This is a genomic window from Streptomyces sp. NPDC002701, assembly GCF_042889045.1.
Lineage (GTDB): Bacteria > Actinomycetota > Actinomycetes > Streptomycetales > Streptomycetaceae > Streptomyces.
The window spans coordinates 359039-380932 of the sequence record NZ_JBIAQL010000005.1 but is presented as its reverse complement, the minus strand read 5'-3'; the positions used below and the strand labels follow the sequence as shown (position 1 = coordinate 380932).

Below are 21894 nucleotides of genomic sequence, written 5' to 3'. Positions count from 1 at the left end.
GGGGGGGGGGGGGGGGGGGGGGGGGGGGGGGGGGGGCGGGCCCCGCCCCCCCCCCCCCCACTACCGGGGGGGGGGGGACCCCCCCCCGGCCCCCCCCCCGCGGGGCGCCCCCCGACCAGCGCAGTCAGCGGAGCTTTCGGCAGAAGAGGGCGTCCGGGGTGCGGGACGAGCCCACGCGCCCCGTGTAGGCGATGCCGGCCACGTACTCGTCGTCCGCGCACTGCCCCTTGTAGCGGCCCGTGGCGAAGTCACCCCCCTTGGGGGACGCGCCCCGGTCGTCCCCCCGGTCGAACCAGACCGTACGGCCACTCGTACCCGTGATCACCCCGGCCGGGGCGGCCGTGCACAGCGCGGACGAGACGGCCGCACCCCGCACGCTGTAGCCGGACACGAACTTCCCGTCGGGACACTGCAGCTTGGTGTACCCGGAGGCCCAGTCGCCGCCCGCCTTCACGTACCGCTCGTCCTTGACGACCTCGTGACCGCCGCCCGCGCCGGACAGCGGTCCGGTGGTCACGTCGGAGCACAGGCCCCGGTTGCCCGTGTGGCCCAGACCGAGGAGCCGCTGCCCGTCGGGGCAGGCGGCCTTGCGGGCGCCGGAGTCCCAGTCGGGCAGCGCCCGCATCCGCCGCGAGGCGACGAAGTCGCCGTGGTCGGGGCTGAGCATCGACCACTCCGTGACGGGCGCGACCTGCCCGGTGCGCCCTGCGGCCCCGACGAGCCGGGTCCACGCGGCGGCCCGCCAGTCGTCGCCGTCGTACGGGCCCATGCGGCGGCCCGCCGAGTCCCAGTGCAGCAGCGCCCAGCCGTTGCCCGTGCGGTTCTCGTGCCAGCCGACGAGCGGCCAGTACGCGAAGTCGGCGTCGGTACGGATCAGTTGTTCGACGAAGTTCTCGAACCAGGCCCGCGCCCTGGCGTTCGTCTCCTCCCGCCCGCCGACCCCGAACTCGCTGATCCAGACCGGGGCGGTGAAGTGCTGGTCCTGCTCGGCACCGACGTAGAAAGCCTGGCGGTTCAGGACGTCGACGAGTTCGGCGGGGGTCAGGTCGCGGTAGCGGGGGTCGGTGGTCTCGCCCGTACCGGTGGCGCCGCTGTGGTTCGGTCCCGTGTAGTCGTAGAAGTGGGCCGAGTACACGAGCTTGCCGGAGTCGACGAGGGTGTGCGAGAGGGTGCGTACGGGCGCCAGGGTGGGGCGTTCGTGCGCGAAGCCGTCGATGGGGATGCCGGTCCAGTTGATGCCCTCGACGATGACGAGGAGATCGGGGTCGGCCTCCGTCAGGATGCGGTCGCCCACGCGCTGGGAGGCGGCGAACCAGTCGTGATCGTTGCCGAGCCCCCAGTTGGGGTCGTCCCAGACGTTGCGGCGCACCTCGTTGTAGAGGTCGGCGCCGACGACGCGCTGGTTGTCCTTGTAGCGGCGCGCCATGAACAGCCAGTCGTCCTCCCAGGCCGCGGCCGACTGGCTGGTGTTCCAGCGCTCGTTGCCGTCGACCCCGCAGCACCAACGGGTCGTGTTGGTGTGGTTGTTCAGGATCACGGCGAGACCGGCGGCGGTGAGTTCGCCGACCACGGCGTCGTAGACCTGGAGCGGGGTCTTCCCGCGCAGGGCGGGATTGGCGGACACGGCGTCGTCGGTGACGGGGCGGCCGTCGTGGACCATCTCGTTGGAGAAGGGCAGCCGGACGCTGTTGATCCCGATCTCCTGGAAGCCGGCGATGATCTCGGCCATGGGGGCCCGGTCCAGGCCGAGGGGTATCCGGCCGGAGTTCTCCCCGGCGTGGTGGTTCGCGTCCTCGTCCGCGCTGCCGGAGCCGTTCCAGGTGCCGCTGGCGCCGTGCCAGTTGCCCGACCGCAGCTTGAAGCGGTCCCCGTCCGCGTCGACGATCCAGCGGCCCCGTGTGCTGAGCGGCGGGGTCCACTCGGCGGGGGCCGCGGCGGCCGGTGGCGCAACGACGGACTCCCCTTCGGCCGGCGCCTGCGCCGGTGTCGGCGGCGCGGGCAGTGCGGCCGCGGGGAGGGGCGCCGACGGCACCAGGAGGAACAAGGCGGCCAGGGTCGCCCTGCCGAAGAATCCGCGCACGATCGTCATCCGTCTTCCTGTGTACTCACGCGATTTCCCTGTACGCACATTTCTGTGCCCGTGCATTTCCTTGTACGGCATTTCGGTCAACGCTGTTCCGTTTCGCTCGGCACCGCTTCGAGGGGGCATCCCCGTCCGGGGAAACTCTTTTCCCGCTGACCCGCCTCAGCGCCACGCGCCCGACAGGCTCCGGGTGACGACCGAGCTGAGGACCCGTACGCCATGCGTCGATCCCGGGTCGATGTCCGTGAGCTCCCGCACCCGGCGGAGCCGGTAGTCCAGGGTGCGCGGGTGGACGTTGAGGGCCTCCGCCGTGAGGCCGCGGTTCATGTCGTGGCGGTAGTACGCGTCGAGGGTGAGCAGGAGGTCCGGGCCGGGTTCGAGGCGCCGGGCGACCGACCGGAGCCACCCGTCGACGAACGAGACCTCCGGGACGGAGAGTTCGACGAACACGTCCGCCATGGTGTGGGCCCGCAGTCGCGCGGACGGGCGCCGCAGCGGCGCCGCCCTGCTGATCCGCCGGGCCCGGTCGAGGGCGCCGGCGAGCCCGCCCGGCCGTGCCCCGGCGGTGCCGACGGCACAGAGGCGGCCGAGGGCCCGGGCGAAGTCCTGCAGAAGATCGTCGACGGCGCCCGACGGTACGGTGCCGGGACCGACGGCGTCACCGACGGCACCGCCACCACCGGCGGTACCGGCCGCGTCGGCGTCGCCGGGTATCAGGGCGATCAGCTCACCGCCCCTCCCGCTCCCGCCTCCCTCGCCACCGCGCTCCGCGCTCCAGGTGACCGGCACCCGGTGCGTCTTCACCAGTGCCTCGATGCCGCTCTCCAGGTCGCGGTCGCCGACGGGGCAGTCGGGCACCCGGATCACCGTCACGGCGTAGTACTCGGCCAGTTCCATGCCGGTGACCAGGGCGAGCTCCGCCGCCATGGGGTCCTCGGCGAGCAACGAGCGTGCCAGCAGGCCCACTTGTTCGACGTAGGGCAGCCTGCGCCGCATCGCGGTCACGAAGCCCTGGCGGTAGGCGCCGATGCCGCGCTCGCCCTGCGGGGCGAACCAGCTCATGATCCGCATGAGTTCCTCGACGTCGCCGCCGCGCTGGGCCTCGGTCGCCTCGTTGATCTCGCGCAGCATGAGTTCGGTGTGCACGCGCAGCACGCGCTGCCGTGAGTCCAGTGACATGCCCGCCCCGGCCCGCGCCTCACCCATCGACGCGATGTAGCCGAGGTCGTCCTCGGTCAGCCTGCCGTTGGCCGGCGCCAGTTCGACGGTCCGGCGCCTGAACCACACCGCGTACTCCAGCGCCTCGGACCTGGCCCGGGAGTTCACGTCCAGCGACCCGAGTTCCGGGATCTCGCGTACGTACGTCTCGACCTCGCGGCGTGCGTTGACCGACGCCTGCCGGGCCAGCTCGGCGAAGAGGCTCCCCATGGAGCATGAGCATGCCATCGGGTCCGGAAGGGCCGACAGATGAAATCCGGACGGGGCTCATCACTCCGGGTGAATCGACGAGGGATATGTCGACGGGGAATTTGTCACAGTGCGCAAAGTTCCCCGGACCGGGCCTCCTTGTGGCTCGATTCGCTTGTCCGGGCACGGCTGCCTGGGCTTAATGGAAGGCGCGCGGTCACGCGTGGGGGGAACGGCGTCCAGCACGCCCTATTTCTTTGCGCCCGCCAAGAACGGGAATTTTTCCGAGGCACGCAAACGGGAGGGAAACCATGATGAAATCCGGCTTCAAGAAGAGAATCGCGGCGGCGGTGGCGGTCGTCTCCGCGGCCACCGCGCTCACGGTGAGCGCACCCGGCGCCAGCTCCGCCGCCCCCGCCGCCACCCCGAGCCTGCGGGCGTACGGCCTCGCCGGCGACGGCACCCTGATGTCCACGTTCCTGACGGACAACCCGAAGCAGCTCAACTGGGTGCTGGTCATCGACGGCCTCGTCGGCGACACCAAGCTGATAGGCATCGACTTCCGGGTACAGAACGGGCTGCTGTACGGCGTCGGTGACAAGGGCGGCATCTACACGATCAAGATGCCGCCGTCCCTCCCCGACACCGTGGTCGCCACCAAGGTCTCCCAGCTGCAGCCCTCGCTGTACGGCACGACCTTCGACATCGACTTCAACCCGGCGGCCGACCGGCTGCGGGTGATCAGCAACTACGGCCAGAACCTGCGGCACAACCTGAACGACCACTCGACGGTCACGGACAGCGCGCTGAACATCCCGCCGACGACCACGGCGGCCCAGGGCGTGACCGCGGCCGGCTACACGAACAACGACCTGGTCGGGTCCACCGCGACGACCCTGTTCGACATCGACACGTTCAACGACCAGGTCGTCATCCAGTCGCCGCCGAACGCGGGCAGCCTCGTCCCGACCGGCCTCCTCGGCTTCGACGCCGGTGTCGACGCGGGCTTCGACATCTACAGCACCCTGACGAACGGCAAGACGACCTCGAACGACGGCTTCGCCTCGCTCCTGCCGTACAACGCGACCAGGCCGTTCTTCTACAGCGTCAACGTCCTCACCGGCGAGCCGACGGCCATCGGCCAGTTCCCTCTGAACGTGACGGACGTGGCCATCAGCCTGACCGGAACCTGACCACCCGCCACCGACCGGCCACCGGCCCGCCGCGGACCGTACGATCCGGACCGCGGCGGGTCGCCGGTGTGTGCCCGTCGCCCTCAGAACGCCGTCGGCCCCGCCTGCACGAGGCCCGTCTGGTAGGCGATGACCACGAGTTGCGCCCGGTCCCGGGCGCCCAGTTTCGTCATGGCCCGGTGGATGTGCGTACGTACCGTCAGGGGGCTGACGGTCAGGTCCTCGGCGATCTCGGTGTTGGACTTGCCCTCCGCCGCCAGGGCCATGACCTCGCGTTCCCGCGTCGTGAGCTCGGCCAGGCGTTCCGGGGGAGCCAGCTGGCTCCCCGGTACCGGGGACGTGAGGAAGCGGGTGATCAGCGTGCGGGTGGCGCCGGGGGAGAGCAGGGCCTCGCCGGAGGCCACGGTGCGCAGGCCGGACAGCAGGGTGTCGGCGGTGACGTCCTTGCCGAGGAAACCGCTGGCACCCGCGCGGAGCGCCTGCGCCACGTAGTCCTCGGTCTCGAACGTGGTCAGGATGAGGACACGGGTGGCGGACAGGTCCGGGTCGGCGCAGATCGCGGACGTGGCGGCGAGACCGTCCGCGCCCGGCATCCGGATGTCCATGAGGACGATGTCGGGGTGGTGGGCGCGGGTCAGCTCCACCGCCTCCGCGCCGTCGGACGCCTCGCCGACCACGGTCATGTCGTCACAGGAGTCGATCAGTATCCGGAAGGTGGCCCGCAGCAGGGCCTGATCGTCGGCGAGCAGCACTCTGACGACACTCATGGTCTCTCTCCTTCGGGCCTGGCCGTCTTGAGGGCCCTGAAGGCCCGGAACGCCTCTTGGGGATCGCAGTTGACCGCGGAGCCGCCCGGGCCGGCCGCCACCGCCTCCGCGGGGTCCGGTGCCGCGAGCACTCCCGCCGCCCCCGGCACCGACGGCTGCAGCGGCAGCGCGGTGGTCACCTGGAAGCCGCCCTCCGGGCGGGGGCCGGCGTGGAGTTCGCCGCCGATCGACTGGGCTCGTTCGCGCATGCCCATGACGCCGAAGCCGCGGCTCTGCCCGGGCACCGGCACCGGCCGGACCGACGGGACCGCCCCGGCCGCCGCGACCGCCGGGACGGTCACGGCCGACGGGCCGTCGTTCGTGACCGTGATCAGCAGACGGGAGGCCACGTACGCGAGCCGCACGTGTGCGGTCTCCGTGACGGCGTGCTTGGTGACGTTGGTCAGCGCCTCCTGCACGATGCGGAACGCGGTCAGGTCCACGCCGGGTGAGAGCGGCTGCGGCTCGCCCTCCGTGGTCACCGTGACCGCGACCCCCGCGGACGCGCACGCCGCCACCAGGTCGGGCAGGCAGTCGAGGCCCGGGGACGGCTCCAGTGTCGGGGCGGCCGGGTCGTCGCTCCGGCGCAGCAGCCCCAGGGTCGCCTTCAGCTCGCGCAGCGCGGACGACGTGGTCCCGGTCAGGTCGTCGAGGATCTTCCGCGACTGCTCGGGGTTGCTCACCGCGAGGTGGGCCGCGGTACCGGCCTGGGCGTTGGCGAGTGCCAGGTGGTGGGCGACGACGTCGTGCAGTTCGCGGGCGATGCGCATGCGCTCCTCGGTGACGCGCAGCCGCGCCTCCTCCTCCCGGGTGCGCTCGGCGTGTTCGGCGCGGGCCTGCACGGCTGCCACGTACGCGCGCCGCAGCCGGGTCATGTTGCCCGCGGCGAGCGGCAGCAGCAGCCAGAAGAAGGGGCCGATCGTCCTGAGCAGCAGGGAGAGGCTGTCCATGGAGTCGGACACCGCGTAGGCGACCGTCAGCGGCGCCATGACGGAGATGCCGTAGACGCGGGTGGTCTTCGGGTCGGTGAGGGTGGCCAACCAGTAGAGCGCGCCCATGAGGGGTGCCAGCAGCAGGGGCGTGAGCAGGTAGCCGAGGGTGACCGCGATCACGGTGCAGACGGCGGTCACGAAGACGGCGGTCCGCGGAAACCTGCGGTACTTGAGCAGGGCGAGGCAGGAGATGCCCATGAGGACGACGGCGGCGCCGTCCTGGTCCGGCGGGTCGACACCGGGCAGGGTGAGGTTGCTGCCCAGGACCGCACAGCCCATCAGCACCAGGGCCACCACGACGTCGAAGGCGTGGGGATGGCGGTCCGCGTACTGCTCGAACCGGTCCGTGTAACGCTCCATGCTCTGGACCTCGGGTTCTCCGGTGGGTGGGCTGCGTCCATCGTGGACGCTTGCGGCGTGAACGGCCGACGGGGCCGCCCGTGTCGTTCGCCACGGGCGGCCCCTTCCCGGGGGAGGGAGGGTGGTCTCCTCAGGTGCGCGCCACTTCCAGGCCGGCCGGGTCGGCGGGGGCCGGGTCCGGCTCGGGCCTGCGGCTGAGCGCCTCGCCCTCCACGTCGACGCGGGGCAGCAGCCGGTCGAGCCAGCCCGGCAGCCACCATGCCCGGTGGCCGAGCAGGGCGAGTACGGCGGGCACGATCGCCATGCGTACGACGAAGGCGTCGAACAGGACGGCCGAGGCCAGCCCGAACCCGATCATCTTGATCATGGAGTCGGCCTCGCCGATGAATCCGGCGAAGACCGCGATCATGATGAGGGCGGCGGCCACGACGACCCGTGCGCTGTGCCGGAAGCCGCTGACGACCGACTGCTCGGGCGACTCGCCGTGGACGTACGCCTCGCGCATCCGGGAGACGAGGAAGACCTCGTAGTCCATGGCCAGGCCGAAGACGATGCCCACCAGGAAGATCGGCATCAGGCTCATGATCGGCCCGGTCTGCTCCACCCCCATGAGTCCGGCGCCGTGGCCCTGCTGGAAGACCAGGACGACCACGCCGAGGGAGGCCAGGACCGACAGGAGGAAGCCGAGGGCCGCCTTCAGCGGGACGAGCAGGGACCGGAAGACCACCATCAGGAGGATGATCGCCAGACCGACCACGACGACCAGGTACGGGATCAGGGCCGCCTGGACCTTGTCGGAGATGTCGATGTTCAGCGCGGTGGTGCCGGTGACCTCGAAGGTCGCGCCGGTCTCGGACTCGACCCCGGACCGCTCGCCCCGGATGGTCTCCACCAGGTTCGTGGTCCGCTCGTCGGTCGGTGCGGTGGAGGGCACGACCGAGAAGACCGCGGTGTCACCGACCTCGTTGAACTGGGCCGGGGAGACGGACACGACACCCTTCGTGGCAGCGATCTCCTTGGAGATCGCCTCCGCGGCGCCCTTCGGGTCGGAGTCGCCGGCGGCGTCCACGACGACGGTCAACGGACCGTTGAAGCCCGGCCCGAAGCCCTCCGCGAGGGCGTCGTAGGCGCGGCGTTCGGTGGTGGAGGTGGACTTGGCCTCGTCGCCGGGCATGCCCAGCTGCAGATCCGTCATCGGTACGGCGAGGGCGCCGAGGCCCACGACCCCGAGGAGCAGCACGGGCACGGGGCGGCGCAGCACGAACCGCGCCCAGCGGGTGCCCCCGTTGTTCTCGCCGCTCTTCTGGACCCGGCCGCTCTTGCGGGCCCGCCGGGTGAGCACGGCGTTCGGCCAGAAGCCGAGGAGCGCCGGGACGAGCGTCAGCGCGATCAGTACGCCCACGACGACCGCGCCCGCCGCGGCGAGACCCATCTTGGTGAGCATCGGGATGCCGACCACGGCGAGTCCGGCGAGGGCGATGACGACGGTGAGTCCCGCGAAGACGACCGCGGACCCGGCGGTGCCGGCCGCGAGCCCGGCCGCCTCGTCGGGCGTACGGCCCCGGGCGCGCTCCTCGCGGTAGCGGGAGACGACGAACAGCGCGTAGTCGATGCCGACGGCGAGGCCGAGCATCATCGCCAGGGTGCCGGTCGTCGTGGACAGGCCGAGGGTGCTGGCCAGGGTCAGGATCGTGGCCATGCTCACCCCGACGCCGATGACGGCGGTCAGCAGGGGCAGCCCGGCCGCGGCGAGGGAACCGAAGGTGACGAGCAGGACGACCGCGGCTATCGCGACGCCTATCAGCTCGGCCACGCCGCCGGGTCCGCCGTTCTCCTCCATCGCGGTCCCGCCGGCCTCGACGGTCAGCCCGGAGTCCCGGGCCTCGACGAGCGTCTCCTCCAGCTGGGACTTGCTGGCGTCGGTGAGGTCCGTGGGCCCGACCTTGTAGGTGACGGTCGCGTACGCCGTCGTGCCGTCCTTGCTGACCGCCCCGGACTCGAAGGGGTCGGCCGCGCTCGCGACCTGTGTGCCGTCGGCGAGCCCGGACACCGCCTTCTCGACGGCTTCCTTGTTCTCGGCGGCGGTGACCTTCTCACCGCCCGGCGCGACGAAGACGACCCGGGCGTTCGCGCCGTCGGCGGTCGTGCCGGGGAAGCGCTGGTCCATCAGGTCGAACGCCTTCTGGGACTCGATGCCCGGCATGGAGAACTCCTCGTCGGAGGCTGCCGGGGCGTTGAGCGCGCCGAGGCCGACCGCGGCCAGGACGGCCGCCCACACCAGGGCGACGTACCAGCGACGCCGGAAGGCCAGACGGCCCAATCGATAGAGGAAAGTAGCCACGGCAGGAGGTCTCCACATCTGGTGCCGAATGTCCCTCAAGGCTGTCCGGTGCGGTGCCGTCCTGTCGTCGTGCGGCTGCCGACATATTCCGCTACTCGGTACGCAGTAGAAACGGCCCCCCGGCTCCGCCTCGGGTACGACGGAGCGGATTCACGTGTCCACCCCTGGTCTCCCCTACTCACCCCTGCCTCGGCCCGGGTCCGCCTCCCGCGCGGCCCCCGCGACGGCCCGCTGTGGGACGGCGCGTCAAGTTACCGAACCGTAACCTCCTGACTGCTACCACGAGTAACTTACTCATAGGTAAGTTCCAGGCGGACTACTTCACCGCGGTACGGCCAGACCCGTGGGACGCGTCTGCGCCTCCGTACCGCCGCACCCGTGCACCTCTCTGCCGGCCGCTCCACAGGAGGTTCGCCATGCCCGCACGCAGCAAACTGCTGGCCGCGACGGTCACCGCCGCCGCCTGCCTCACCGCCCAGGCCCTCACGGCCACCGCCGCCACGGCGGCGGACGAGGTCGTGTCCCGGGGCGTCACCATCCCCGCCTTCTACAACCCGCCCGCCACGCTGCCCGCCGCCGACGGCACCCTCGTACGCAGCGAACCCCTCCCGCTGGCGCTGAGCCTGCCCAGCCTGCACGGGCCGCTGCCGGGCACCGCGACCAGGCTGATGTACAAGTCCACCGACTCGAACGGCGAGCCGGTCGCGGTCACCGGGGCGTACATCGAACCGACGGCCCGCTGGCAGGGCGACGGGCCGCGGCCCCTGGTCGTGGTGGCGCCCGGCACCCTCGGCCAGGGCGACCAGTGCGCCGCCTCCATGGGCCTCGAACACCCCCTGGTGTTCAACGGCGAGACCGTCTCCGTCGGCTACGAGGACCTGGCGATCTACCGGCTCCTCGCGAGAGGCACCGCCGTCGTCGTCACCGACTACGCCGGGCTCGGCGCGACCGACCGGCTGCACACCTACGTCGACCGGGTCGACGAGGCGCACGCGGTCCTGGACGCCGTGCGCGCGGCCCGCTCGGTCGAGGGCGGCTCGGTCACCGCCGAGTCCCCGGTCGGGCTGTACGGCTACAGCCAGGGCGGCGGGGCGACGGCCGCCGCCGCGGAACTGCAGTCCTCGTACGCCCCCGACGTCACCCTCGCCGGAACGTACGCGGGCGCGCCGCCCGCCGACCTGACCGCCGTCACCGGGGCCATCGACGGCAGTGAGCTGGCCGGGGCGCTGGGCTGGTCGCTCAACGGCTTTCTCCAGTCCGACCCCGAGCTGCGGCCGATCGCCGAGGCACACCTGAACGCGGCAGGGAAGGCGGCCCTCGCCGACCTGTCCACCATGTGCGTCGGCGACGCGCTCCTCGGCTACGGCTACACCAAGAGCACCAAGTGGACGAAGGACGGCCGCACCCTCGGCGCCATCATCGCCGCCACGCCCGAACTCAAGGCGTTCCTGGACGGTCAGCGCATCGGCAGGCTGAAGCCGTCCGGTCCCGTCCGGCTCGCGACGGGCGTCAGCGACAACCTCGTCCCGCACGGCCAGTCCCGGGACCTCGCAGTCGACTGGTGCCGCAAGGGCGCCGACGTCACGTACAAGCCCGTCGTCCTGCCGAACGTCGGCAGCGCGCTGCTCAACCACTTCGCCCCGCTGCTGACCGACCAGGGCAGCGCCGTCGACTGGCTGACGGACCGGCTGGCCGGCAAACCCGCCCCCTCCAACTGCCGGACCCTGCCCGTCCAACCCTGATCGATTTTTCTTTCCGGCCCGGGCGCGCAAGGAACGGCGCCCGGCCCCTCCGGCCCCGCCCGGCGGCGAGGGCCCTGTCCGCGCAAGGGCCCCGCCGCCGGGCGTCACGCACCGTGCGAAGAACCATGCGTCCCGGCCCCGCCAATATCTGTGCCCACGGGGTGAGAATTGAGATCGAGGCGCGATGAATATTACTTACCCGACAGCCCGGGACGGTTTTCACCTCACGCGTCACCGATCACATCGTGCTAGTCTCGATCTCAGTTGCAGTTGTGGTTCCCGAAAATCTTGCAGGTGTCCCCACCAGTTCATTCGGGTGGGGATCCTTTATGGCTCCGGTTATTTCCGGCGGGGTGATCATCACGGCGACACGGAGTGCACGCGGTGTGCGCTCCGAGCACCGCCCCGAAGGAGAAAAACATGGCTTCCGGTACCGTGAAGTGGTTCAACGCAGAAAAGGGCTTCGGCTTCATCGAGCAGGACGGCGGCGGCGCCGACGTCTTCGCCCACTACTCGAACATCGCCGCCCAGGGCTTCCGCGAGCTGAACGAGGGCCAGAAGGTCACGTTCGACATCGCGCAGGGTCAGAAGGGCCCGACGGCCGAGAACATCGTTCCCGCCTGATCGTCGGCGCGCACTTCGCAGCTGGGGCCCGCACCTTGGGGTGCGGGCCCCAGCTCGCTGCATTCCAGGGGATTCGCGACCCGCTCTTCGCCACCCTCGTCGGGGTCCTCCGTCCGAGCTCGGATGAACATCCTCCGAAGCCTCCCGCACGGCATGACCGACCCCGCCCCAGGACCCGCACAACGCGGCCCGGCACGACCTCCCGCGAACATCCCTCACCGATTCGCTTTCCCAGTCGATTCGGCTCCATCTTTCTCCGGCTCGTTCTTGCAATTCTCTGCGCTGCTCGTTTTCCGCGGGAATTCCTTGATACGCGCCATGTCAAGGAAGGTTCCCCGTGAACCGCACGCGCACGAACGACCGCTACTCCCGCACCCGCTCCGGAAACTCGGGCTCCAGCTTCGGCTCCGGCTCCGGCTCCAACTCCGGAAAGGGCGGCTACCGCTCCGGCGCCCCGCGCCGCTCCGAGGGCTACGGACGCCGGCAGAGCTCCCCCCAGGGCGAGTTCGCGCTGCCGAAGACGGTCACCCCGGCACTGGCCGCCGTCGAGGCGTTCGCCGATCTGGACATGCCCGAGCAGCTGCTGACCGCGCTCGGACACGAGGGCGTGACCGTCCCGTTCCCGATCCAGGCGGCGACCCTGCCGAACTCCCTCGCGGGCCGTGACGTACTCGGCCGCGGCCGCACCGGCTCCGGCAAGACCCTCGCGTTCGGCCTCGCGCTCCTCGCCCGTACGGCGGGTCTGCGCGCCGAGCCGAGGCAGCCGCTGGCCCTCGTCCTCGTCCCCACCCGCGAGCTGGCCCAGCAGGTCACCGACGCGCTCACCCCGTACGCCCGCTCCCTGCGGCTGCGGCTGACCACCGTGGTCGGCGGCATGTCGATCGGCAAGCAGGCCGGTGCGCTGCGCGCCGGCGCCGAGGTCGTCGTCGCCACGCCGGGCCGGCTCAAGGACCTCATCGACCGCGGCGACTGCCGCCTCGACCAGGTCGCCGTCACGGTTCTCGACGAGGCCGACCAGATGACCGACATGGGCTTCATGCCGCAGGTCACCGAACTGCTCGACCAGGTGCGCCCCGGCGGCCAGCGGATGCTGTTCTCCGCCACGCTCGACCGCAACGTCGACCTGCTGGTCCGCCGCTACCTGACCGACCCCGTGGTCCACTCCGTCGACCCGTCCGCGGGCGCCGTGACCACCATGGAGCACCACGTCCTGCACGTGCACGGCGCGGACAAGCAGCGCACGACCACCGAGATCGCCGCCCGCGAAGGCCGCGTGATCATGTTCCTGGACACCAAGCACGCGGTGGACCGGCTGACCGATCACCTGCTGAGCAGCGGCGTACGGGCCGCGGCCCTGCACGGCGGCAAGTCCCAGCCGCAGCGCACCCGGACCCTGTCGCGCTTCAAGTCCGGGCACGTGACGGTCCTGGTCGCGACCAACGTCGCGGCCCGCGGCATCCACGTCGACAACCTCGACCTGGTCGTGAACGTCGACCCGCCCACCGACCACAAGGACTACCTGCACCGGGGCGGCCGCACGGCCCGCGCCGGCGAGTCCGGCAGCGTCGTCACGCTGGTGACCCCCAACCAGCGCCGCGACATGAGCCGCCTGATGGTCGCCGCCGGCATCAACCCGCAGACCACCCAGGTGCGCTCGGGCGAAGCCGAACTGAACCGCATCACCGGTGCCCAGGCCCCCTCGGGCATCCCGGTCACCATCACCGCGCCCGCCTCGGAACGCCCCCGGCGCAGCGCCTCCTCCGGTCCCTCCTCGTCGGTCCGCGGCCGGCGCGGCCGTGGCAGCCGGAGCCGGTCCACGGGCGACGCGGCACGCCGTTCGGCACCGCGCCCGTCCGCCCTCGACACGGCTGCCTAGTCCCGTCGAGCCGGCTCCCGGCTCTGCTCTCCCCCTCTTCCGTGCCTGTTTCTGTGACTGTGAGGCATCATGCGCTGTGTCATCGCCCGGTTCCCGTTCGACCTCACCAAGGGCGGGGTGCTGGACTCCATGAAGGGCATCAAGCCCGAGGCCATCACGGGTGAGTCCGTACTCATCGGCCGCCGTCAGTACCCCGTCAAGCAGGTCGGCGAGGTCATCACCCGGCAGGACCGCCGCGACTTCACCGGCGGAGAGGTCACCCGGGCGATGGCCCGGCTCGGCTTCACCTGCCGCGGTGTCCAGGAGCCCGCGCCCGTCCCGAGCGCTCTCACTCCGCTGCAGAACGCGTCGGCGATGCTGGGCGAGACCCGGCCCGCGATGCCGGACGCGGCCACGGCGGCCGTCGCCGGCTGACCGGTCGGCGTACAGCACGAGGAAGGGCCCTGCCGACGCGCGTCGGCAGGGCCCTTCCTCGTGTCCGGCTTCTGGTCCTTCTGTTCTTCTGGTCCTTCTGTTCTCTGGGGCCGGTTCCCCGGTTCCCGGTTCTCAGTGGTCGGAGTAGCTGAAGTCGCCCATCGTCCAGGCGCTGATGTCCTTGATCGCGACGCGGTACATCCCGCCGGTCTCCGGAATTCCGACGTTGCCCTGCAGGATCCGGGCCAGATGGAAGTGCAGATGCGTGGGCGCCTCGTCACGATCGGCACGGTCCTGCGGCCGGTCCGCGAGGAAGACACCGGAGAACGGGCCCAGATGGTCCGAGTCCTTCAGCACCTCCGAGACCCGCTCCCGCCACACGGTTTCGGGAGCCAGTCGGCCGGTGATGACAGCACCACCGGCAACCACGGTCAGCGACATCCGATTGCTCTGCCCGGACTCCACCAGGGCTGCGATGCCGACGAGCAGTTCGTCAGGGTTCGACATGAGAGCCGATTCTATCCAGTGCTCGGTCCCCGTCACCTCCCGCGGGCCCGGGATCAAAATTACTGGGACCCATGCCGTCCAAAATCTGTGTTTGTCAGAGTAGACATTGGCCGGGTCCGTGGCTAGGGTTTCTCCCGTAGACGAGACCTGGCAAGGACGGAGGAGCAGACGCCATCAGGATCGCCCGGCCCGAGTGTGTTCGGCCCGGGTACCGCAAGGCCCCGGATTGAGAGGTGGTCCCCGGTCACGCAACCGCGATCCCCGCACTCCTTGCCCTCTTCCGGGCCGGACGGCGGAAACAGAAGGTCGGCGAGACAGTAACGCCGGCAGATGGTGTTCAATTTCCTTCGGGGCCCTGGTGCCGTACGGCGCCAGGGCCCCTAGACGCGTTGCTGGAACGACGAGGTGACATGACAGCAGACAGTCCGTTGAGCGATCGTCTGGAAGACGACGACTACCCCGCGTACACGATGGGCCGGGCCGCCGAGATGCTCGGTACCACTCCGGGGTTCCTCCGGGCCATCGGTGAGGCGCGGCTCATCACCCCCCTGCGGTCCGAGGGCGGGCACCGGCGCTACTCCCGGTATCAGCTGCGGATCGCCGCGCGGGCGCGGGAACTGGTCGATCGGGGGACTCCCGTCGACGCGGCCTGTCGCATCGTCATTCTCGAGGATCAGCTCGAAGAGGCGCAGCGGATCAATGAGGAGTACCGGCGGGCCGCGAAGCGGGGGTCCGAACCTTCCGGTTCCGCCTAGGGCGGCCGGCTCGGCGGGGGTGGTGATGCCGGGGCCGTGCCGTGCGGGTGCCGGTGCGAGTTCGGGTGCGGGTGCGTCGTGGCTGGTCGCGCAGTTCCCCGCGCCCCTGGGAAGATCGGCCGTTCCCCGCGCCTTTGAAGGACCGGGCCGTTTCCCGGACCCCTGAAAGACTGCGCAGCCACTGAAGGGCCGCGTCCTGAATGTCCGGGTGCGTGTCGGGGCGCACAGGACGGGCGGGGAATCCGTGCAGGAGTGTCACACAGGCTGCACACAGAGCGTCGTGGGCGTCGTTAGCGTGACTGGCCTCCCCCTCCCCATGTACGCCCACAGGAAGACGCTGATGGACTACTGCTCCTCGTGTCGTCGGCATCTCAACGGCGCCCTGGTCTGCCCCGGGTGCGGCGCCTACGCCCCCGACATCGCTCCGGTCGCCGTCACCTCGCACACCGTCCAGCCCCGCGTCACCATGGCCACCGCGAACGCGGTGCCGGAACCCGTCCCGGTCTGGGAACCCGCCGCCGCCTCCGATCCGCAGGACGACGACGTCTCCGCCGAGGCGGCGCCCGCGCCGCAGGGGCGGGCCGCCCGGCGCCGGCAGCGGCTTCGCTGGAAGAAGAGCCAGCGCCGGGCCGTGGTCGCGACCGCTGTCGCGCTCGTCGGCGGGGGTCTGACCTTCGCCGCGCTGGACCACTCGGCCGACCGCGCCGAGGCCGCCTCGGCCCCGGAGGCCATGGGCGGGGCCGCCGGCTCCGCCGAGGAGGAGTCGCCGCGGCACTCCCGCCCGTCGCCGGCGCCGTCGGACGCCCGGTGGTCCTCGGACGCCCCTGCCCCACGGTCCCCCGAGTCCGCCGGTGACCGCGGCGGGCCGGGTGGCCGGACCGCCGCCGCCCCGGCCTCGGTCGCACCGCGGGGATCCCGGCCGGACACTCTGCCCTCTTCCGGTACGACGTCGGCGTCCGGCCACGGATCGCGGAGCGCCTCCTCCGCCTCGTCCTCGTCCGCTGCCTCGTCCTCGACCCCGGGCGGACCGACCGACACGGCGGCACAGCAGCCGTCCACGGCGCCCTCCGCCACCGACGGCTCGGGCGGCTCGGGCGGGACGAGTGGTCCGGACTCCGGGGCGTCGCCCGCGAGCCCCGCGCCCAGCGCCACCGCCCCGTCGCAGCTCTGCCTGCTCGTGGTGTGCCTCGACTGACGCCCGGCACCCCGTGGGCACCGGCCCTCCGTGTGCACCGGTACCCCTGTGTGAAGGGGTGCCCAGGTGTGCCGGTCGCCGCCGGCGTCGTGCCCACCGGCGGCGACCGCACCGCCCTTCCGCCGCCCCCCAGCAGCGGTCACAGGGCTGGAGATCCCTCGTCCGGTCGCGGCGGCACGCGGGAGTGCGCCGTCGGCGCCCGCAAGGGACATGTGGACAGGGGCCCGCTCACGAGAAGGCTGCGGGAGGAGCGGGAAAAGACGAAGAGAGGGAGAGGGATACTCCCGGCGGTGGCGAACGCCTCGTCCTGGCGCCCGGGATCAGGGGCTGTGCACCCGGGGGCCGGGGGCGCGAGGGAAGCCGCGCAAACGACTTCGACACCGTTGACGGGCCCAGGATGAGCCCTGTTCGTCATTCTGTACAGAGCGTAGGCGAGACCGGCGGCCGGGCCCAGCCCCGCGGGTCATTCTCTCCCGTCGGCGGCGCCGTCCCCTGTGACAAGGCATCACCGGCAGATGCCGAGGCACCGTTTACCACGGCCGCTCCTGCTGTGATGATTCCGAGTCCGGGGACACCCGTCCCGCGACCGGGGGAGGGCCCGTATGGCAGAGGTGTACTTGCGCAGACTGTCCCGGTGGCAGGCCGAGCAACAGCGGTACGCCGTCGCGGACGTCCACGTCGGCGCGTACCGGAGCGCGGCAGGGGCGGAACAGGGTGACCGGCAGGGGTTCCTGGACCGGCTGGAGCAGCATGTGCAGCGCACCGGCTTCGACATGGTCGTCGCCGACACGGCCGGGACGATCGGCTGCGCGTACGGGTTCCGGGTGCCGCCCACCGGGGAGGAGTGGTGGCCGGACGTCCGGGACCTGCGGGGTGCGCTGCCCGCCGACGTCGAGGGACTCACCGCCTCCGGCCGGGTCTTCCTGCTCGCCGAGCTGATGGTGCTCCCGGCCCACCGCCGCCTCGGCATCGCCACGCGCCTGGTCGAACAACTGCTGATCCGGTCCGACGCCGATCTGGTGGTCGCGGCCACCGAGCGCTCCGGCGACGACGCCCCGCCGACCGCGGCCGGAGAAGCCTTCCGTGCCTGGGGGTGGTCGAGATCCGGCGTCACCATCCCCGGCGCCGGGACCGCTGCCGGTGTCGGGACCGGCTCCAGTGCCGGTGCCGGTGCGGGCGCCGGCCCGGAAGCGGTGACCCGGGAGGTGTGGATCCGCAGACCGCTGCGGTGACCCGCGGTCGGTCCGCCGGCGTGGACGGCCGGGGATGGCCGGCGGTGCCCGGCGCCGCACGTCACGCGCGGCGCCGGACCCCGGTGGTCAGACGCCCGCCGGGGACGGTCCGACCAGTTCCGACAGGACGTCCTCCATCGTGACGAAGCCGAGCACCTTGCCCGCCTCGCCGGTCACCGCCGCGAGGTGGCTGCCCGTGGCCCGCAGCGCGGTGAGCGTGTCGTCGAGCGGGGTGTCGATGCGGACGCGGGTCACCGGGTGCAGGGCGCTCCGCGGGAAGGGGCGATCGCGGTCGGCGACGCCGAGGGTGTCCTTGATGTGCAGGTAGCCGAGCAGCGTGCCGTCCCCGCCGGCCACCGGGAACCGGGAGAAGCCGGCCTCGGCCGCCGCCCGCTCCAGCCGCGCCGGGGTCACGGTGTCGTCGACCGTACGCATCCGCTGGGCCGGTACGAGGATCTCGCCGACCGGGCGGGTGCCCAGCTCCAGGGCGTCGCGCAGCCGTTCGCCGTCGGCTGCCGTGAGGAGTCCGGCCTCGCTGGAGTCGACGACCATACGGGCGAGCTGGTCGTCCGTGAAGGCCGACTCCACCTCGTCCTTGGGCTCCACGCGCAACAGCTTCAGCAGGACGTTGGCGAAGGCGTTGATGCCGAACACGAACGGCTTCAGCGCCCGGGTGAGGGCGACCAGTGCCGGGCCCAGCAGCAGCGCGACCGGCACCGGCGCGGCGAGCGCCAGGTTCTTCGGGACCATCTCGCCGATCAGCATGTGCAGATACGTCGCCGCGGTGAGCGCGATCACGAAGGCGATCGGGTGCACCAGACCGTGCGGGACGTGGGCCGCCTCGAAGGCGGGCTCCAGCAGGTGCGCGATGGCCGGTTCGGCGACCGCGCCCAGGACCAGCGACGAGACGGTGATGCCGAGCTGGGCGGTCGCCATCATCGCCGAGATGTGGCGCAGGCCCCACAGGGTCATCCGGGCCCGCTTGTGTCCCTCCTGGGCCAGCGGCTCGATCTGGCTGCGGCGTACGGAGATCAGGGCGAACTCCGCGCCGACGAAGAACGCGTTGGTCAGCAGGGTCAGGGCGCCGATGGCCAGCTGGACGGTGGTGGACGTGCTCATCGGGACTCCCGTCCGCTCCGGCCGACCGGCCCGACGGCCGGCTCCACGGCGGGTTCGCGGGCCGGGCCCGCGGTCGCTCCGTGCGTCGCGTCGTGGGTTGGTTCGTGGGTCGCTTCGAGGGCCGGTGCGCCGGCCGGGCCGGTGATGCGGACGCGGTCGGCCCGGTGGTGCTCGACGTCGAGGACGTCCAGCCGCCAGCCGCCGTCCAGGTCGAGGACATCGCCCTCGGCCGGGATACGGGCGAGCCGGGTGGCGACCAGTCCCGCGACCGTCTCGTACGGCCCGTCCGGCGCGCGCAGACCTATCCCGGCCAGCTCGTCGATCCGTACTCCCCCGTCGGCCTCCCAGACCGCGCGGCCGTCCGCCGCGGCGGGGGCGGGCAGCAGGTCGGGCACCTCGACGGGGTCGTGTTCGTCGCGGACCTCGCCGACGACCTCCTCCACGATGTCCTCCACCGTGGCCACGCCCGCCGTGCCGCCGTACTCGTCGATGACGACGGCCATCGTGCGGGCGGTGCGCATGCGCTCCAGCAGCCGGTCGGCGGGCAGGCTGTCCGGCACCAGCAGCGGCGCCGTGGCGAGCTCGGTGACAGGGGTCACGGCCCGCTCGGCGGGCTCCAGGGCGAGGACGTCACGGATGTGGACCGTGCCGACGACCTCGTCCAGGGTGTCGCGGTAGACCGGGAAGCGGGACAGACCGGTCGCGTACGTGAGGTTGGCGGCGTCGGTGGCCGTGGCGTGCGCCTCCAGCGCCCGCACGTCGACGCGGGGCGTCATCACGTTCTGGGCGGTCAGCTCGCCCAGGTGCAGCGTACGGACGAACAGTTCAGCGGAGTCCGGCTCCAGCGCGCCCTGAGCGGCCGAGTGCTGGGCCAGCGCGACGAGTTCCTCCGGGCCGCGCGCGGTGGCCAGTTCCTCGGCGGGCTCCAGGCCGAAGCGGCGTACGAAACGGTTCGCGGTGTTGTTGAGGTGGCGGATGAACGGGCCGAACGCCGCCGTGAAGCCGCGCTGCGGGCCCGCGACCACCTTCGCGACGGCCAGCGGGCGCGAGATCGCCCAGTTCTTCGGCACCAGCTCGCCGACCACCATCAGGACGACGGTGGAGACCACCACGCCCAGGATCGTCGCCACCGAGGAGGCGGCGCCTCCCAGGCCGATCGCCTCCAGCGGTCCGCGCAGCAGCACGGCCAGCGACGGTTCGGCGAGCATGCCGATCACCAGGGAGGTGACGGTGATGCCGAGCTGGGCGCCGGAGAGCTGGAACGTCAGCTTCCGTACGGCCTTCAGCGCGCCTTCCGCGCCGCGCTCGCCCGCCTCGGCCGCCCGCTCCAGGTCACCGCGCTCGACGGTGGTCAGCGAGAACTCGGCCGCCACGAACAGCGCGCAGGCGAGCGTGAGCGCGAGGGCGAGCAGGAGCAGCAGGATCTCGGTCACCGTGCCACCCCCGCTCCCGTACGCGTGCGTCTCGGGCCGGGCATGGCACGGCTGATACTGGGAGGTTCACCCATGGTGGAACCGCTGCTCCTTCGTCGTCGCGAGGTTTCGTCACGACTGTTCGTCCGTGTCGTCGGGTCGTCGGTGCGAGTCGCCATCACTCGCCCACCCAGTGTAAAGGAATCGCAAAAGAGGAGGGCCGGGCGATGCGCCGGGGGCTCCGGATCCGGGACGGACGACCGCCCGTAATCTTCTACATGTTCGTAGAGCCAGACCACGCGCACATGAAGGAGTGGACCCCTCGATGGTGTTCAAACGGCTGCTCGGATCACTCGGCGTGGGCGGCCCCACGGTGGACACGGTCCTGAGCCCCGGCCCCGCCCTGCCCGGCGGCACGCTGTCGGGCGAGGTCCGGCTCGGGGGCGGCGACGCGGACGTCGACATCGAACACGTCGCGCTGGAACTGGTCGCGGGCGTCGAGGCCGAGCACGCCGAGGGGGAGAGCGAGGGCACGGTCGTCTTCGACCGGTTCACCGTCGGCGGCGGCTTCCGCCTGGGCGGGGGCGAGGAGCGGACCGTACCGTTCGAGATCACGCTCCCGTGGGAGACCCCGGTCACCGAGCTGTACGGGCAGGAGCTGGGCATCGTCCTCGGTCTGCGCACGGAGCTGTCGGTGGCGGGCGCCAGGGACAAGGGCGACCTGGACCGGCTGCACGTGGCGCCCCGGCCCGCGCAGGAGGCGATCCTCGAAGCCTTCGGACAGCTCGGCTTCGGCTTCCGGTCCGCGGACCTGGAACGCGGCCGGATCGGCGGTACGGGCCAGCAACTCCCCTTCTACCAGGAGCTGGAACTCACCCCGTCGCCCGCGTACGCCCACGCGGTCAACGAGATCGAGCTGACCTTCCTCGCCGCCCCCGCCGCCATGGAGGTCGTCCTGGAGGCGGACAAGCGCGGCGGGCCCCTCTCCTCGGGCGACGACGCGCTCGCCCGGTTCACCGTCCCCCACGAGGGAGCCGCGCACCAGGACTGGAACACCGTGGTCGACGGCTGGGTCCGGCAACTGGTCGAGCACCGGGAGTCGTACGGTCCCGACGCCGCGTACGGGCACGAGCGGCCGGCGCCGGGCATCGGCACGGGGGTCGCCGCGGGGGTGGCCCTGGGCACGGCGGGCCTCGCCGTCGGGGTCGCGGGCGGGCTGGTGGCGGCCGAGTTCGCGGACGAGTTCACGGACGCGGGCGAGGCGGAGGGCGAGGAGGGGCAGGAGGGGCAGGAGGGGTAGGAGGAGCAGGAGGGTAGGGGCCGTACCGGCGTATCCGGTGGTGGGTTCTCCCCCGTGCGCCGGCTGGAGGGCGGGGGCGCGTCCGGCGCGGTCAGTCGCCGTTCTGCGCTCCGGGAGGGCCGAGCAGGTCGCGCAGCAGCCGTGCGTCGTCCGGGCCCAGGGACGTGACGAAGCTGGTCAGCACGGCCTTGCGGTCCCGCTCGCCGTCCAGCACCTTGCGCATCCTGCGCGCGGCGAGACCCGCCTCGTCCGAGGCGGGGGTCCAGGCGAAGGAGCGGCCCTCGCGTTCCCGGGTCACCGTTCCCTTGTCCAGCAGCCGGGTCAGGATCGTGATCACCGTCGTATAGGCGAGGCCGCCGCCGAGCCGCTCCTGCACCCAGCCCGCGGTCGCGGGACCCTCCGCCGCGCGCAGGGCCGACAGGACCTGCGCCTCCAGCTCGCCCTGGCCCCTGCGCGGGGAGCGCCGGGGGCGGTCCGCCATATCCGCCATGTCCTGTCTCCTTCCTTATTTTCTACAGTGCTGTAGATTTTGCACC

Annotated in this window: 18 protein-coding genes; 9 read left to right on the top strand and 9 right to left on the bottom strand. The window is 71.9% G+C overall.

Annotated features, from left to right (window positions below; translation table 11 throughout):
• Positions 1–124: 124 nt before the first annotated feature.
• The gene (locus ACFYXC_RS17455) at positions 125–2089 is read right to left on the bottom strand and encodes a glycoside hydrolase family 5 protein (RefSeq protein ID WP_389552298.1); all 1965 of its coding nucleotides are present in this window, start codon (positions 2087–2089) and stop codon (positions 125–127) included.
• A gap of 156 nt (positions 2090–2245) precedes the next feature.
• Positions 2246–3511, bottom strand: a complete 1266-nt coding sequence (locus tag ACFYXC_RS17450) for a PucR family transcriptional regulator (protein WP_389552296.1) — start codon at positions 3509–3511, stop codon at positions 2246–2248.
• 293 nt (positions 3512–3804) lie between these two features.
• On the opposite strand from ACFYXC_RS17450, the gene ACFYXC_RS17445 reads away from it, so the two are divergent.
• A complete protein-coding gene (locus ACFYXC_RS17445; protein WP_389552830.1) occupies positions 3805–4683 on the top strand; it encodes a DUF4394 domain-containing protein in 879 nt (292 codons plus the stop codon).
• An 83-nt stretch (positions 4684–4766) separates the two neighbouring features.
• On the opposite strand, the gene ACFYXC_RS17440 is transcribed toward ACFYXC_RS17445, so the two are convergent.
• From ACFYXC_RS17440 to ACFYXC_RS17430, 3 genes are all read right to left on the bottom strand, one after another.
• Positions 4767–5450, bottom strand: coding sequence for a response regulator (locus ACFYXC_RS17440; RefSeq protein WP_389552293.1), 684 nt, complete (start codon positions 5448–5450; stop codon positions 4767–4769).
• Positions 5447–6841 (bottom strand): sensor histidine kinase, encoded by a 1395-nt coding sequence (locus ACFYXC_RS17435; protein WP_388917757.1) that lies wholly within the window; start codon positions 6839–6841, stop codon positions 5447–5449. The genes ACFYXC_RS17440 and ACFYXC_RS17435 overlap by 4 nt, the downstream gene beginning before the upstream one ends.
• A 130-nt stretch (positions 6842–6971) precedes the next feature.
• Positions 6972–9182, bottom strand: coding sequence for an MMPL family transporter (locus ACFYXC_RS17430; RefSeq protein WP_389552290.1), 2211 nt, complete (start codon positions 9180–9182; stop codon positions 6972–6974).
• A gap of 416 nt (positions 9183–9598) precedes the next feature.
• On the opposite strand from ACFYXC_RS17430, the gene ACFYXC_RS17425 reads away from it, so the two are divergent.
• The 4 genes from ACFYXC_RS17425 to ACFYXC_RS17410 all read left to right on the top strand — a co-directional run bounded on the left by ACFYXC_RS17425 (position 9599) and on the right by ACFYXC_RS17410 (position 13838).
• On the top strand, positions 9599–10924 hold the full coding sequence (locus tag ACFYXC_RS17425; RefSeq protein ID WP_389552287.1) for a lipase family protein: 1326 nt from the start codon (positions 9599–9601) through the stop codon (positions 10922–10924).
• A 420-nt stretch (positions 10925–11344) separates the two neighbouring features.
• Positions 11345–11548: a cold-shock protein gene (locus ACFYXC_RS17420; RefSeq protein ID WP_107017975.1), complete on the top strand. Its 204-nt coding sequence runs from the start codon at positions 11345–11347 to the stop codon at positions 11546–11548.
• A 337-nt stretch (positions 11549–11885) separates the two neighbouring features.
• Positions 11886–13424, top strand: coding sequence for a DEAD/DEAH box helicase (locus tag ACFYXC_RS17415; RefSeq protein WP_389552284.1), 1539 nt, complete (start codon positions 11886–11888; stop codon positions 13422–13424).
• Positions 13425–13493: 69 nt separating this feature from the next.
• Complete coding sequence (locus tag ACFYXC_RS17410; RefSeq protein WP_389552282.1) at positions 13494–13838, top strand: SCO5918 family protein; 345 nt, start codon at positions 13494–13496, stop codon at positions 13836–13838.
• Between the two features lie 132 nt (positions 13839–13970).
• Here the strand turns inward: ACFYXC_RS17410 and ACFYXC_RS17405 are convergent, their stop codons facing one another.
• Positions 13971–14345, bottom strand: a complete 375-nt coding sequence (locus tag ACFYXC_RS17405) for a hypothetical protein (RefSeq protein ID WP_388917741.1) — start codon at positions 14343–14345, stop codon at positions 13971–13973.
• A gap of 410 nt (positions 14346–14755) precedes the next feature.
• Here ACFYXC_RS17405 and ACFYXC_RS17400 point away from each other — a divergent pair, with 410 nt between their 5' ends.
• The 3 genes from ACFYXC_RS17400 to ACFYXC_RS17390 all read left to right on the top strand — a co-directional run bounded on the left by ACFYXC_RS17400 (position 14756) and on the right by ACFYXC_RS17390 (position 17527).
• The gene (locus ACFYXC_RS17400) at positions 14756–15100 is read left to right on the top strand and encodes a MerR family transcriptional regulator (RefSeq protein WP_388917738.1); all 345 of its coding nucleotides are present in this window, start codon (positions 14756–14758) and stop codon (positions 15098–15100) included.
• Between the two features lie 295 nt (positions 15101–15395).
• Positions 15396–16295, top strand: coding sequence for a hypothetical protein (locus ACFYXC_RS17395; RefSeq protein WP_389552279.1), 900 nt, complete (start codon positions 15396–15398; stop codon positions 16293–16295).
• A 602-nt stretch (positions 16296–16897) separates the two neighbouring features.
• Entirely contained in the window at positions 16898–17527 is a 630-nt protein-coding gene (locus ACFYXC_RS17390; RefSeq protein WP_389552276.1) for a hypothetical protein, read from the top strand.
• A gap of 87 nt (positions 17528–17614) precedes the next feature.
• Here ACFYXC_RS17390 and ACFYXC_RS17385 read toward each other — a convergent pair whose 3' ends face one another.
• Together ACFYXC_RS17385 and ACFYXC_RS17380 are read right to left on the bottom strand one after the other, a co-directional pair.
• Positions 17615–18646 carry a hemolysin family protein gene (locus ACFYXC_RS17385; RefSeq protein ID WP_389552274.1) on the bottom strand — a complete coding sequence of 344 codons (1032 nt, stop codon included), beginning with the start codon at positions 18644–18646 and terminating at the stop codon, positions 17615–17617.
• Positions 18643–20079 carry a hemolysin family protein gene (locus tag ACFYXC_RS17380; protein ID WP_389552271.1) on the bottom strand — a complete coding sequence of 479 codons (1437 nt, stop codon included), beginning with the start codon at positions 20077–20079 and terminating at the stop codon, positions 18643–18645. Before ACFYXC_RS17380 ends, ACFYXC_RS17385 begins: the two co-directional genes overlap by 4 nt.
• Before the next feature lie 304 nt (positions 20080–20383).
• On the opposite strand from ACFYXC_RS17380, the gene ACFYXC_RS17375 reads away from it, so the two are divergent.
• A complete protein-coding gene (locus tag ACFYXC_RS17375; protein WP_389552269.1) occupies positions 20384–21358 on the top strand; it encodes a sporulation protein in 975 nt (324 codons plus the stop codon).
• A gap of 91 nt (positions 21359–21449) precedes the next feature.
• Here ACFYXC_RS17375 and ACFYXC_RS17370 read toward each other — a convergent pair whose 3' ends face one another.
• Positions 21450–21839 (bottom strand): BlaI/MecI/CopY family transcriptional regulator, encoded by a 390-nt coding sequence (locus tag ACFYXC_RS17370; protein WP_388917977.1) that lies wholly within the window; start codon positions 21837–21839, stop codon positions 21450–21452.
• Positions 21840–21894: the final 55 nt, after the last annotated feature.

What these genes read in the sequence shown, in the direction of transcription:
- ACFYXC_RS17455 (WP_389552298.1), bottom strand. Translation starts at nt 2,089, where the DNA reads ATGACGATCGTGCGCGGATTCTTCGGCAGGGCGACCCTGGCCGCCTTG.
- ACFYXC_RS17450 (WP_389552296.1), bottom strand. Translation starts at nt 3,511, where the DNA reads ATGGGGAGCCTCTTCGCCGAGCTGGCCCGGCAGGCGTCGGTCAACGCA.
- ACFYXC_RS17445 (WP_389552830.1), top strand. Translation starts at nt 3,805, where the DNA reads ATGAAATCCGGCTTCAAGAAGAGAATCGCGGCGGCGGTGGCGGTCGTC.
- ACFYXC_RS17440 (WP_389552293.1), bottom strand. Translation starts at nt 5,450, where the DNA reads ATGAGTGTCGTCAGAGTGCTGCTCGCCGACGATCAGGCCCTGCTGCGG.
- ACFYXC_RS17435 (WP_388917757.1), bottom strand. Translation starts at nt 6,841, where the DNA reads ATGGAGCGTTACACGGACCGGTTCGAGCAGTACGCGGACCGCCATCCC.
- ACFYXC_RS17425 (WP_389552287.1), top strand. Translation starts at nt 9,599, where the DNA reads ATGCCCGCACGCAGCAAACTGCTGGCCGCGACGGTCACCGCCGCCGCC.
- ACFYXC_RS17420 (WP_107017975.1), top strand. Translation starts at nt 11,345, where the DNA reads ATGGCTTCCGGTACCGTGAAGTGGTTCAACGCAGAAAAGGGCTTCGGC.
- ACFYXC_RS17410 (WP_389552282.1), top strand. Translation starts at nt 13,494, where the DNA reads ATGCGCTGTGTCATCGCCCGGTTCCCGTTCGACCTCACCAAGGGCGGG.
- ACFYXC_RS17405 (WP_388917741.1), bottom strand. Translation starts at nt 14,345, where the DNA reads ATGTCGAACCCTGACGAACTGCTCGTCGGCATCGCAGCCCTGGTGGAG.
- ACFYXC_RS17400 (WP_388917738.1), top strand. Translation starts at nt 14,756, where the DNA reads ATGACAGCAGACAGTCCGTTGAGCGATCGTCTGGAAGACGACGACTAC.
- ACFYXC_RS17390 (WP_389552276.1), top strand. Translation starts at nt 16,898, where the DNA reads ATGGCAGAGGTGTACTTGCGCAGACTGTCCCGGTGGCAGGCCGAGCAA.
- ACFYXC_RS17385 (WP_389552274.1), bottom strand. Translation starts at nt 18,646, where the DNA reads ATGAGCACGTCCACCACCGTCCAGCTGGCCATCGGCGCCCTGACCCTG.
- ACFYXC_RS17375 (WP_389552269.1), top strand. Translation starts at nt 20,384, where the DNA reads ATGGTGTTCAAACGGCTGCTCGGATCACTCGGCGTGGGCGGCCCCACG.
- ACFYXC_RS17370 (WP_388917977.1), bottom strand. Translation starts at nt 21,839, where the DNA reads ATGGCGGACCGCCCCCGGCGCTCCCCGCGCAGGGGCCAGGGCGAGCTG.